At 49.8% G+C, this 12,830-nt stretch carries 11 protein-coding genes; 6 read left to right on the top strand and 5 right to left on the bottom strand.

Annotated elements, in window-relative coordinates; translation table 11 throughout:
- Positions 1–89: 89 nt before the first annotated feature.
- Entirely contained in the window at positions 90–1,004 is a 915-nt protein-coding gene (locus EPA93_RS13415; RefSeq protein ID WP_129888012.1) for an NAD-dependent epimerase/dehydratase family protein, read from the top strand.
- Between the two features lie 221 nt (positions 1,005–1,225).
- On the opposite strand, the gene EPA93_RS13410 is transcribed toward EPA93_RS13415, so the two are convergent.
- Positions 1,226–1,966 (bottom strand): hypothetical protein, encoded by a 741-nt coding sequence (locus tag EPA93_RS13410; protein ID WP_207229532.1) that lies wholly within the window; start codon positions 1,964–1,966, stop codon positions 1,226–1,228.
- Positions 1,967–2,639: 673 nt separating this feature from the next.
- Between EPA93_RS13410 and nadE the strand changes: the two genes are divergently transcribed.
- The gene (nadE, locus tag EPA93_RS13405) at positions 2,640–3,470 is read left to right on the top strand and encodes an ammonia-dependent NAD(+) synthetase (RefSeq protein WP_129888011.1); all 831 of its coding nucleotides are present in this window, start codon (positions 2,640–2,642) and stop codon (positions 3,468–3,470) included.
- Between the two features lie 73 nt (positions 3,471–3,543).
- Here nadE and EPA93_RS13400 read toward each other — a convergent pair whose 3' ends face one another.
- The gene (locus EPA93_RS13400; protein WP_165423076.1) at positions 3,544–4,587 is read right to left on the bottom strand and encodes a LacI family DNA-binding transcriptional regulator; all 1,044 of its coding nucleotides are present in this window, start codon (positions 4,585–4,587) and stop codon (positions 3,544–3,546) included.
- 377 nt (positions 4,588–4,964) lie between these two features.
- On the opposite strand from EPA93_RS13400, the gene EPA93_RS13395 reads away from it, so the two are divergent.
- The 3 genes from EPA93_RS13395 to EPA93_RS13385 all read left to right on the top strand — a co-directional run bounded on the left by EPA93_RS13395 (position 4,965) and on the right by EPA93_RS13385 (position 8,375).
- Positions 4,965–6,350, top strand: coding sequence for an extracellular solute-binding protein (locus tag EPA93_RS13395; protein WP_129888009.1), 1,386 nt, complete (start codon positions 4,965–4,967; stop codon positions 6,348–6,350).
- 63 nt (positions 6,351–6,413) lie between these two features.
- A complete protein-coding gene (locus EPA93_RS13390; RefSeq protein WP_242527395.1) occupies positions 6,414–7,397 on the top strand; it encodes a carbohydrate ABC transporter permease in 984 nt (327 codons plus the stop codon).
- A gap of 3 nt (positions 7,398–7,400) precedes the next feature.
- A complete protein-coding gene (locus EPA93_RS13385; RefSeq protein WP_129888007.1) occupies positions 7,401–8,375 on the top strand; it encodes a carbohydrate ABC transporter permease in 975 nt (324 codons plus the stop codon).
- A gap of 60 nt (positions 8,376–8,435) precedes the next feature.
- Here EPA93_RS13385 and EPA93_RS50305 read toward each other — a convergent pair whose 3' ends face one another.
- On the bottom strand, positions 8,436–8,561 hold the full coding sequence (locus tag EPA93_RS50305; protein WP_277988888.1) for a hypothetical protein: 126 nt from the start codon (positions 8,559–8,561) through the stop codon (positions 8,436–8,438).
- 97 nt (positions 8,562–8,658) lie between these two features.
- Entirely contained in the window at positions 8,659–10,056 is a 1,398-nt protein-coding gene (locus EPA93_RS13380; RefSeq protein WP_129888006.1) for a sugar porter family MFS transporter, read from the bottom strand.
- Positions 10,057–10,367: 311 nt separating this feature from the next.
- Between EPA93_RS13380 and EPA93_RS13375 the strand changes: the two genes are divergently transcribed.
- Complete coding sequence (locus EPA93_RS13375) at positions 10,368–10,772, top strand: VOC family protein (RefSeq protein ID WP_129888005.1); 405 nt, start codon at positions 10,368–10,370, stop codon at positions 10,770–10,772.
- Between the two features lie 187 nt (positions 10,773–10,959).
- On the opposite strand, the gene EPA93_RS13370 is transcribed toward EPA93_RS13375, so the two are convergent.
- Entirely contained in the window at positions 10,960–12,357 is a 1,398-nt protein-coding gene (locus EPA93_RS13370) for a UDP-glucose dehydrogenase family protein (RefSeq protein ID WP_129888004.1), read from the bottom strand.
- Positions 12,358–12,830: the final 473 nt, after the last annotated feature.

Raw genomic sequence — 12,830 nt, 5'->3', positions numbered from 1 at the left:
GGTCGAGGGTGAGATATGCCTGTTTATGCTCCCAACTGAGATGTAGTCAGCTTCCTACAGTTAATAGTTACGGGTGAAAGAGGAAATATATGAAGATATTCTTAACAGGAGCCACCGGCTATATTGGAGGTTCGGTGGCCGAGAAACTTGTAGCCAGAGGTCACCACATCATTGGGCTCACGCGCTCACCGGAACGCGCAGAGCAATTACAAGAGCGCGGAATCGAGCCCCTTTTAGGGAATCTTGAAGACAAGGACCTGCTGGCCACTGCTGCTAAGCAGGTTGACGCCGTAATCAATGCTGCCGACTCTGATAACGCTAGCGCGGTGGAGGCACTACTACCTGCACTTGAAGGGTCTGGAAAGCTATTTATCCAGACCAGCGGTTCCAGCATTGTGGGAGATAAAGCTGCAGGCGAGCCAGGAAACCAGATATTTAGCGAAGATAGTGTCATGCATCCTGTTCCAGAGAAAGCAGGCCGTATCGCTATTGATCGAATGGTGCTTGATGCGGCACAAAAGTGTGTGCATTCAGTTGTTCTGTGCCTGAGCCTCATTTATGGGCGCGGCCGAGGTATCCACTCCGAGAGTATCCAGATCCCTCTACTCCTCAATCAAGCCAGGAAGAGTGGAATCGTCAGTTACATTGGGCGAGGTTTAAATACCTGGTCTACAGTCCATATTGATGATGTTACAAGACTTTACTTGCTCGCATTGGAGAAAGCTCCAGTTGGCTCTTTCTTCTATGCCGAAAATGGTGAGGTTACGATGAAAGCTCTTGCAAATGCTCTCAGTCATTTACCTGGACTATCAGGAAAGACAGCGAGCTGGTCCCTTGAAGAAGCTATTCAGGAATGGGGAACGGAGCCAGCAGTTTTTGCCCTTGGCTCTAATAGTCGCGTAAGAGGATTCAAGAGTCGTCAGCTTTTGGGCTGGAAGCCCAAAGAGGCTTCTGTGCTTCACGAGATAGAACACGGTTCCTATCGCCATGATGTCATACGCTAGTCTAGCATACATGAAAAATGTAAAGTATTGATCTGCCCGAAAGAGATATACGGCGGGAAGTTTTGAGAACTTCCCGCCCCCTGAGGCAAAGGCAACACTTACATGTGAGAGAACACCTAATGGCGACAATCTCTTGCCTCATATTGTCATGGATTGCCCCAACAATTCCAGCTGAATACACGATGGCTATAAGAAGTTTGGCTGCCTCTCATGGGCAACTGTTACTTAAAGATGCGCCACATCGCCAACTCCTGGTCATGCTTACGCAGCCTTTCGACAGCTTCCGCCAGCGAGCGGCCTTCGGTCAATTCGTAGAATAAGAATATCGGGACAAACATACTTGCGTAACCAAAGGGTGCCCCTTCAGGACCGATATAAGCAATGCATCCATGATCGAGAAAGGCACGAGCCAGGTTAGGGGTTCCGGTTTCGCAGCCCAGGCTGATCACAATTCGTCCGGGAAGATCAACGAAGGAGTGAAGATCCTGCGGAGTTAGAGCGCCATGGAAGCGCTCCGTCGCCTCAATTTCTGGAGCTAAAGCCGGCAAAAGCAGTTGATCGTAATCTCCATGCATGGCAAGAAGAACATAGGGTGCAGTTGCCTCTTCTCCGCTCAGCACATTAATTGCATGCTGAGCACGCCCAACGGGAAAACGGTTAACTTTGATGCCAAAGCCTTCCAGGGCTACACGAATTGTTCCTCCCCATAGATCCCCATCCAGAAGATCAACACTGGTCCAGTAAGAAGCCCCTTTAGCAAACTCCCTGATCATAGATGGCCTGAGGGTTTGCCAATAACTAGCTTCGCTTGATGCCTTGCGAGCTGCTTCCTGCACGGTTCGTCGCTGCGCGGCCCTCTGCAGGAATTCCTTAAATGCTGGCGATAAGGTGGATTTCTCGTTTGTCTGCAAGCTTTCAAGCTCTGCCAGAAATTCTTCGGGAATCGACATCCATTTAGACATTTTTTCTCATTCCTTCTTCCTGACGCCATCACTGCAGACCTGGATACCATACACAAGATCTGCAAGAATGGATAATCTACGACGCCTTCACACTGTACACAGGCTAACAGAAGGAAGAGGAGGTCCCCGAGGGAAAATGAGCACATAACATCTAACCGGTGTGCAAAAGTATGCAGCACAGGTGGAAAAGACGTTTTGCTCAACGGGCAAGCAACAATTTTGACAAGCGAAGCTCTAGATCAGTTCGGTATAGACTTTCACTGCGTTCTCCGGCAACGAGCTGCTATTCGCCTCTAGCCCATTTCAGCTACTTTTGCCGGATCATAGAGAGGAGAGAGAAGAATCCCCATGCTCTATTCCACATTTTCTCTTAGTCAGAGCAGTTAGCCGAACTGAGCGTATAATTATAGAAGATATTAGATACTATAGCACATCTCTCTCGTCTGCAGCAATATCGGCAGCAAAAATATCAGACGCCTTTATCTCTGCAACCTCCAGTAAAGAAGTTTCCAAAGATGCCGGTCTCCTAACAACGAGCTTTGTCCAAATTTGCGACAGAAACGTGTTTATGCCATCTACAATACATTGCAACTGCTGTTATAACACGCCAACTACGTATATAATGAAGAGAGTTGTCTACAACTATTTACAGCAGGAGGAAAGGGCTTTTCTTATGACAGGCCAGAAACAAAAACAAATCATTGAAGCGCTGCATGCAAAAGATGCAATAGATCCCGCAGAAGAGGTACGCTTTCGCGTAAATTTCCTGAAAGAGTATGCGCTCAATGCAGGGATGAACGGTTTTGTGCTAGGTATTTCAGGGGGACAAGACTCAAGTCTTGCCGGGCGCTTGTGCCAGATCGCGGTAGAGGAACTACGTCAGCAAACAGGAAAAGAGTATCAATTTATTGCCCTTCGCCTCCCTTACGGGGCCCAGAAAGATGAAGAGGATGCTCAGCGTGCACTCCAGTTCATTCGCCCTGATAGAAGCTATATTATCAATGTTCAGCCAGCAGTAGACGGAGCGGTTGCCGCCTTTGAGCAGGGCACTGGCTTGAAGATGACCGACTATAATAAAGGGAATCAAAAAGCCCAGGAACGTATGACTGTTCAGTACCGCATTGCCCATCAGTTTAATGTTCTGGTTGTAGGCACCGACCATGCGGCAGAAGCGGTAGTAGGCTTCTTCACAAAATATGGCGATGGAGGAGTAGATCTAACTCCGCTCACTGGGCTGAATAAGCAGCAAGGCCGCTTGCTTCTGCAACATCTTGGCGCGCCAGAACAGATTTATACAAAGCTGCCTACAGCCGATCTTCTTGATCAGAATCCGGGGCGGCTTGATGAGGACGAGCTGGGTACAAGCTATGAAATGATAGATGCCTATCTTTCAGGCAAGGAAGTTCCATCTGAGGTTGCCCAAAATATTGAGCACCGCTACCAGCGTACTGAGCATAAACGGCACGAGCCGGTTACTCCTTTCGATACATGGTGGAAAGAATAGCCCAACAGCTCAGTAACCTCTCGTCAGGCCGCGTCTTGCGACCTGGCGACTCCTAGCGCATTTAGTGCGAGAACTATATAGGAAGCGACTCCTGGCGTGGGGGAGCACATGATGTTCTTAGCACAAGCGATGTTGAGAGCTCAACATGATTTGATTCAAGCGTTTGTCCCGCAATCAGGCGTAGCAACAAATTTGCCGCCATCTTCCCCATCTCAACCAGTGGCTGATGAATCGTCGTTAGAGGAGGAGACATCTGAGCTGCATATGTCACGTCATCGAAGCCAATTACGCTCATTAAGTCGGGGATACGAATATTGTGCTGGTACAAGGCCTGATAGACTCCTGCTGCCTGTGCATCATTCCCCGCAAAAATTGCTGTGGGGGGGTCGGGATGCTTAAGAAGTGCAAACGTTTGTTGGACTCCATCTCCCAGGAGATAATTACCTTCACAGATAAGCGTAGGATCAACGGGAATATTTGCGCGCTCCAGGGCTTCACGATAGCCAGCCAGGCGTGCTCGTGAGGTAGTCAGATGAAGAGGACCGGTGATAATCCCGATGCGGCGATGCCCCAGGGAAATCAGGTATTCGGTGGCAGTATAGCCTCCCAACCAGATAGTCGAGCCAATCGTAGGATAGGCTGTGGTCGGCTCGTTACGATCTCCAATGGCAATTACAGGAATATTATGAGCCATCAACGTATCTGCGATACCAATGCGCTCATAGGGAAGCAAGAGCAAGACGCCATCGGTAGCCTGGTCCTGGATGCGACGTAACCAGCGACGCTCTATATCCTCATCTTCATTGGTCGTAGATATAACAAGGCGGTGCCCACTCTCTTCTAATACCTCTTGCACCCCTTTCATGATACCAATATCATATCCCCCTTCCAGGCGCATAATCACCAGATCTATCAAACCGCTCTGCCCTTTACGCAGATGCCGCGCGGCATGATTCTGCACATAATCGTGCTGCTCGATCATTGCCTGAATACGGGCTCGGGTCTGCTCTCCTACCCCGGGAAGCTGATTGAGTACCTTAGATACTGTCGTGGTTGAGACTCCAGCCTCTTTCGCGATTTGCGTTATAGTTAAACGCTTAGATTGCCTCTGGGCCAACAGCATATCCTCTTCACTAAAGTAATCGTTAACCTAGCTTATTTTCTTCATCGTACCATGTTTTTCCCTCTATTGTCAAGTAAAATTGCTTTAGAGGCCGCTAAAACTTCTATTAAAGGCTCTAGATCTTATCACTTGACAGGCTAGAGTTTTCTATGTTATCTTTTTTACAGAAAATCTAGGTAAACGTTACCCTAAAATTTTATCTTATTTTTGTACTGAGCGCTGAAAGTTTAGGCATATGTCGTTCGCAAAATGCGCTTTGCAGCAGGTGAACGTTACATATACATTCGTCTATTAGCGATCCCCTTACGGCCTACAATGACAGCCTCACAACACTATGTGAGGAGAACAGTGTATTATCGGGAGGTTTCTCAATGGATATGCCAGCGCAAAAGGGAGCCCTTTTTACCCGCCGCAACTTCCTCCAGCAGAGTGCAACCGTGGGCATGAGCCTGCTGGGCTTTGAGCTGCTAGGAGCCTGCGGTTCAGCAACAAGCAGCGGAAGCAGCTCAGGAATAACAACGGCAAGCATTAATACGCTTCCCCCTTCGACAAATCCCGGTGCAGTCTATGTTTTCAATCAGACGGTTAAGCAATTTGAACAGTCCCATCCCCATACAAAGATTGTTGGCAAGAACGATCCATATGATCCTTCAACCTATTTTGTCAAACTCTCGGCCAATCAGATGGAAGACGCAGTTGAGAGTTATTTTACCGAGCCACCTCTTTTGATCAAAAAGCATGCCGCCGCTGACATTAGCGATCTAGCAAAGAGCTGGCAGTATTTTAGCAGTTATAACCCGGGTATCTCCTCCATCGCGACAGATCCTACCACAGGCAAGATCTATGGCATTCCCGTCACCGGCTATGCACTGGGTATCTGGTATAACCGCAAGCTCTTCAAAGCGGCGGGACTTGATCCCGATAAACCGCCAACCACCTGGGAAGAATTTCGTGGCTATGCCAAACAGCTCACTAGCTCATCCGTGGCAGGCTACGCCGAGACCAGCAGTTCAAATCAGGGTGGCTGGCACTTCACGAACTGGATGTATACAGCCGGTGGAGATATGCAGTCAGCCGATGGCACCAAAGTGCTCTTCAACAGTCCTAAAGGCGTGAGCGTGCTCCAGTTGCTCAAGGAAATGCGCTTCACTGATCAGTCTATGACAAAGCAGCAACTTTTGAACCAGGATCAGACCTTGCAGTTGCTGGCAACCAATAAAGTTGCCATGGTTGTTATGGCTCCCGATATGCTTGATACGCTCAAATCGCAGTATCAGGCCAAATTGGAAGATTTTGGGATGGGTCCCATGCCCCAAAATGGCGGCAATGCAGCCCTGACCGGCGGAAATATTTTTATCTTCAATCCCAAGTCGGCCCGCGAGGTAATCAAGACAGCGTTTGACTTTGTTATTTACTCGAATTTTGATCCGGAGGTCATGGAGAGCAATCTGGCCCGGAAAGCTGCCGCCGGTCAAACTGTCGGTGCACCGAGCAATATCCTCTTTACTGGGGACTTTCAGCATAAAATCAACGAGCTTAACCTCAAGTATGCCAATGTTCCTACCCAGAACTACACAACCTTTGCCAATTCTAAACTGACTTTACGTCCGGAGCCACGCAATCAAACTCAGAAAATGTATGCTACGCTCGATTCTGTGGTCCAGACTATATTGACCAATGCAAACGCTGATCCACAGGCATTGTTGAAGCAAGCCGCAGAACAGTTCCAGCAGGTTCTTGACCAGTCAGCCTCTTAATGCTTCACAAGAGGGCCTGGCTCAAGAGAGCTGCGCCCTCTTGCGGAAAAGAAGGAGATATCAGTGGAACGCTCATGGCCAGCCTCATCCTCTACACGCTCCCGGCAACAAGCTCCTCTCCTGAGAGCAGAGGAGGCGCCCGCGCTTGTACAGAGGCAGCTCACTCCTCGCAAATGGGAATATATCATCCGGCGCAATCTCGGCGGCTATCTTTTCTTACTGCCAGCTTTGTTCGTTTTCGCTCTCTTTGTCTGGTACCCTGTCATCCTGGGCATCATGATGAGTTTTCAGAGCATTGATCTCATCAATCCCGCGATTTGGGTAGGTCTGAAAAACTACCTCCATATCTTCGCTGATCCGCTTTTTGTGATAGCCTGGCGCAATACCCTGGCCTTTACGGGCTTCGCGCTGCTCTTTGGCTATTTTATCCCCATTATTCTTGCCCTGCTCCTCAATGAGATGCGCCACGGTAAGAGTTTCTTTCGCCTGGTATTTTATCTACCAGTAATATTACCACCCATTGTAACGGTCTTTCTCTGGCGTTGGATCTACAACCCGGATTCGGGCTTGCTCAATGCTCTACTCAATCTCGTGCATGTAGCTTCTGGCCTCTGGCTGGAATCGCCAGTCACTGCGCTACCTGCACTGGTTGTGGTGGCCACATGGAGCTCCGCAGGCTCAACCATGCTGATTTATCTCGCGGCTCTGCAAGGAGTCCCATCCATGCTCTATGAAGCTGCAGAAATAGACGGAGCTAACTTATGGGCACGACTCTGGTTTATTACGCTTCCCTCTATCCGTCCGATTATGCTTTTAATGCTCGTCTTACAGATTATCGGGACAATGCAAGTATTTATCGAACCTTTTACGATGACGAATGGCGGCCCTCAGAATGCTACGATAAGCGTGCTCTTGCTGATCTATAACTATGCCTTTCAACAATCGGACTTTGGAGGTGCCAGCGCATTAGGCGTGATCCTTTTCCTGGTACTGGCCGTCTTTGCGCTCATTTATATGCGCATGACCCGCTCTTTGCAAGGAGACTAACTTATGGCTATTCTCATGCAGAACCCACAAGATCAGCCTGGACAAAGGCCAGATAGCCAGAGACGCTGGTTTTCCTGGCGCGCCAGCGACGACGATGCTAGCGAGCGTACCCTTGTGCCAGCATCTGCGCTGAAGAGACCGCTAAGCCGTACGCTCTACTGGCTTGTCTTCGCCTTGCTCCTCATTGCTACACTCACAACGCTGGGACCGCTCTACTGGATGGTTAGTGGCGCGTTGAAATCCAGTGTCGAGATTTTCCAGACGCCGCCGACGTTCTGGCCCCAGCATCCGCAATGGAGCAACTACATTAATGCCTGGACGTTTTTAAACTTCCCGCTTTACTTCTGGAACACATTGGCTCTGGCTGCCGGAGCAGTAGTATTACAAATTGTTGTCTCAGCCAGCGCGGCTTATGCTCTGGCCAAGTTGCGCCCGGACGGCAAAAACATTATCCAATTCTGCTTCTTCTGCACTCTGATGGTCCCGCCTGTCGTCTATCTTATTCCTCAGTTCGTCAATGTGAGCGATTTGCCCATTATTCACGTATCTCTGGTAAACTCATGGAGCGGTGTCTGGCTACCTGAGGCGGCGAACGCTTTCAATATTCTTGTGCTTAAAAGCTTTTTCGATACTATTCCTAATGAGCTAACCGAGGCGGCATGTCTGGATGGGGCAAATTCCTGGCAAATCTTTACACGTATTATGCTGCCACTTTCACGCCCTGCCTTAGCTGTGATTACAATTTTTACTATTATTGCCTCGTGGAAAGACTTTCTCTGGCCTCTGCTGGTACTTGCTGACGACCATCTCCAACCTTTGATGGTCATGTTTTATCACCAGAGCAGAGCCAATTCGGGGCTTCCTTTCACTTATCTGATTGCCGGGCTTGTTTTCACTAGCCTGCCACCAGTGGTAGTGTTCCTGATCTTCCAGCGTCAAATCATTCGCGGTATTAACCTCAGCGGCCTGAAGGGCTAAATAGGATGCTGAGCAAAACAAAATCTCTATTCATTTTTGCTCCTCCTCAAGACGCTGGATTCAGCGTTTCTCGGCTGGACGTTCCACTACTTCAGTGGCATCAGCCGCTTGCGGGACTATAAGGTCATGCTCCTCGCTAAATTCTTGAGCCAGTAGATAACTACTGGCTCTAATTGCCTGCGCCACTTGTTCAGTAGCGTTTCTTTCTCAGCGTTACGTCTTTCCTAAGCTCTCGATGCATCTTAGACATTGGAACAAGACAAGTTCTTAGCAGGCAAAACTCTTATCCTTCTTGCCTCTCATCCAACCATCTGGCCCCATTTTCCCAATAGAGGCGAATATCCTCAAGTGGCCTCCCTTTCGTCTCGGGAGCCAGCCACCAGACGAACAGCCAGGCAATGACGGCAAAGATAACCAGGACAATAAAAGTAGCCATTCCGCCAAAGGAGGTAAGAGCACTCAGGAAGAAGGAGGCAATGATCACATTGGCCACAAGATCCGCCGTCAACATGGTCGAAGATCCAAGGGTGCGCAAGCGTGCCGGGAAGCTCTCCGAGGCATAGACCCAAACCATAGAGCCAAAACCAAAGTTGAAGGCTGCCGTGAAGAAGAGGATGCCAACAAAACCAAGGGTGGATAGCGCTCCATTGAACGCCCCAAAGCTAAAGACGACGGCCATGAGAATGCCAGCTAGAATCATCACGCCAATCCCGGTAAGCAGGGTTGGCCGTCTGCCCAGCCGATCCACGATAAAGAGCGAGCCTATTGTGGCAATGAACGAGGCCACCTGGACGATTCCGGGCAGGATCAGCAGCGCAAAGTTACCCTGAAAACCCATGGCCTTGAAGATGAGAGGACTGTAAAAGACTACAGCATTGATACCAGTAATCTGAACCAGAAAGCCAAGGATCACTACAAAGATTGTCGCGCGAAGATAGGGAGGCCGCAACATATCAATCACTCGTCCACCGCGCTCGCTCCTGATACCTACCTCAAAATCGCTCATCTCTTTCTCAACCATAGCCTCCGATTCGATCTGCTGTAGTGCTTCCCGCGCTTGCTCGCGCCTTCCCTTCATAAGATACCAGCGCGGCGTATCGGGCAAGGGTAAAAGCAGGAAGCCGACGATAATGGCTGGCAGAGCAGCTAATCCCAACATAAGGCGCCACTGCGCTCCAAAGGCAAGGGCATAGTCAATAAAGTAAGCAATCATAATGCCGGCCACAGTTGCCAGCTGGTACATCACAACCAAACGGCCGCGCACCCTGGCGGGCACGGATTCTGCGACAAAGATAGGGGTTACGACAATCGATAAGCCAATCGTAATGCCGAGCAGGAAACGTGTCACATCCAACCAGAGCAGGCTCATAGCTAAAGCGCTGAGGATAGCAAAAACGGCGTACGAGAACGCAACGATGACCATCACCAGCTTTCGACCAATGGCGTTGGCCAGCGGACCGCCGAGCAGAGCGCCAACAATTTCGCCTACGACGACGACGGTTGTTACCGACTCCACCTGAAAGGTTCCAAGGTGAAGTTGAGCAGGAATAAACAATAGGGCTCCAGAGATGTTGCCAAGATCATAGCCATAAATAACCCCAATGATAGCCGCGGTAATAGCAACAAGACTACTGCGATGCGGCCTGGGAATGTGTGAAATGTTGGTAGCAGCGTGCGACATTGCCTGGCTTCTTTCCATCGTTGAGACAAGACTTACTTCGAAAGATCGCTTCGCCTTGTGGGTGAAGCTGTAGACAACAATTTCTACGAACTAGATAGCCTTCGTTAAGATGTACACGTAGCGAAACCATGACTTGTGACTTGCACACTTTATGCACGCGCGACGGTATGCTGAATGCGATACAGAAGATATCGGGTTATTGTGTTCTATCCTGAAAGGGGCTCGCGCCAGCGGCCGCCATGACAAATATGTTACAATGGGCTTGCATTTTTTATCTCACCTGAATCTGAGTAGAAGGGAAAGTAGCAGTTATGCAGTTGAACGCCAATGGCTTAAGTCACCTAGGACTCAGAGTGACCAATCTCGCACGCACGAAACAATTCTATGTACAGACGCTTGGGTGCCAGTTGCTTAGGGAAACCGATGGAGGGATCTTAGTCAACGTCGCTGGCATACTTGTCACATTCTACGAGATAGATGCCGATTCTGCCATTTATGATCGCTTCAACCCATTTCGGGTGGGACTCGATCACCTGGCCCTGGCTGTGGAAACACCAGGCCTTTTAGCAGACCTCAAGCGCGATTTCGACAAAGCTGGGGTTCGTAACAATGGGATTGAGGAAGATCCCGAGACCCACGACCAGTACATCAGCTTCTACGATCCTGATGGCATCGCCTGGGAACTCTATGCGCTCTCGACTCCTTATGAGAAGTAAGTTTTTCCAGCTCAGTTGCGCAAGATATTCTCATTGAGAGATTTGTCGCATGCTTTAGCTGCTTTCAGCCGATGAAATTAGGATAATCCCGCTTCCATCGGCTGCGCCTGAGCCACCTCATGAGTGCTCGCGCCTACGCCTTGAGGCAAAACATGGGCGAAGTTTCAATTACAGGATATTGTGCTTCTTATTGCTCTTCAGCTTTTTGCTCTTGTGCCTGTAAATACACCGACCCGACAGCCACATAGTCATAGCCGGCCCGCACTAGCTCGGCGGCATCAGGCAACATTCGGCGCCCATCCAGGATAACGTATGGGGGAGAAACCGTTTGTCTGATCGTGCGCGAGAGCCCGCGAAATTCCTGCCAGTCTGTAGAAATGCAGACCGCATGGCTTCCCTGCAAAGCTTCCTGGGCCGATTCATGGTAAGAGATCTTGCTATAGAGCGGATTCTTTTCAGGAGTAAACATGCGCCGCGCATTATTGAGGGCCATTGGATCATACGTCCTGATTGCGCTAACCCCTCTCTGTAAGAGGGCCTCGATGAGGGCGAGTGAGGATGCATCCCGAATATCGTTGGTGCGCTGCTTAAAGGCTAAGCCGACCAGGGCCACAGTTTTTCCCTGAAAAGAAATGCCTTGCTGCTCCGCGCGCTCAAGCAGGTACGTTTTCTGCTCTTCGTTGATCGCATAGACCGAATCGAGCAAAGGCGTCTGCTGCCCTCCGGTACGGAGTTGGCGTATCAAGGATTGAATATCCTTGCCAAAGCACGACCCTCCTGCGCCATTGGAAACATACGATCCCCAGGGGCTGATCCGGCTATCCGCAGTAACGGCCATTCTGAGCTCATCGAGACGGATCTTTTCATCTGTCTCGGCAAGACGGGCGGCAACTCCATTCCAAAAAGAAATTGCCGTGAAGAGAAGGCTATTAGCTACATATTTGCTTGCTTCCGCCGTTTCTGGAGTCGTCTCGATATAGCGAATGCGCACATGATGCACAAATTGTGAATAGAGAAGGCGCAGCAATTGAAAATCCTGCTGATCATCGGCTCCAATGAGCACGCGATCGGGCCGGCGTGACTTCTCCACAGCATCCCCTTCAGGCAAAAATTCTGGGTTGGAAGCTACGCCTACGTTGGGCACCTGATATTCTTGCAAGATCTGGGCCAAAGAGCGCGCGGTACCAACGGGAACGGTACTTTTATTCACAATGACCACCCGCCCCGCATCGCGGCGCTGAGCCAGTAGCGGAGCCAGCACGCTGACCGCAGCAAGATAGCTGCTCAGGTCTGTAGCGCCATCGAGTCCAGCTGGAGTAGGTACGCACAAAAAGATAACCTCAACCCCTTCAATGATTGGAGCCAGTTCATTGCAGAAGAAGAGCGAACGCGCAAGGCGCTCTTGCACAATCGCAGCCAGTTCCGGCTCATTGACATAACGCTCGATTTCCTGACGTTGACCGGTCTGGTAGGCAGCAATGCGCTCGCGATCAATATCATAGGCGTAGACCTCGTGGCCATACTCTGAGCAAACAGCTGCATGAGTGAGGCCAACAAAACCCGTTCCAATTACAATTACCTTCATGCTTTTCTGCGACCCGGATGCCGTTCATCGGTAGAACACGGGCCGCACCCTTTCTTTTCCGTTTTGCCTCAACGGCTGGCAAGCATCATTTCTTTTACCTCTTCCTCATTTGCCTGGCTTCATTGACTGGGCTGAGAACATCCCACAGCAATCTCACGAGGCGTTGCCAGCCCGAGGTCCCAGCTTCACCTGAAGTTGGCTCAGCGTACCACCCCCTCTATTCCCTGTCAAGCATGTCATTCCTCGAAGTGCAGTCTGAAACAGGCCTCCGTTTAGCTCAGCACTTAGCCCATGAAATTGAGCGTCATATATTCAACCCGAAGCAGACTTGTCGCTAATGATGCTTGCAATGCAAACATCACACAATTTTATATTGAACTGAAGTAGATATGAACAATATGCTATACTTCTGTCTGACGAATAACAAAGTTTTTTCAGGAATAGCGTTCGGTACAGAGAGACATCTGAAATGC

Source organism: Ktedonosporobacter rubrisoli (assembly GCF_004208415.1).
Classification (GTDB): Bacteria; Chloroflexota; Ktedonobacteria; order Ktedonobacterales; family Ktedonobacteraceae; genus Ktedonosporobacter; species Ktedonosporobacter rubrisoli.
The sequence above is the reverse complement of the archived record's forward strand: the minus strand, read 5'-3'. Positions and strand labels throughout refer to the sequence as shown.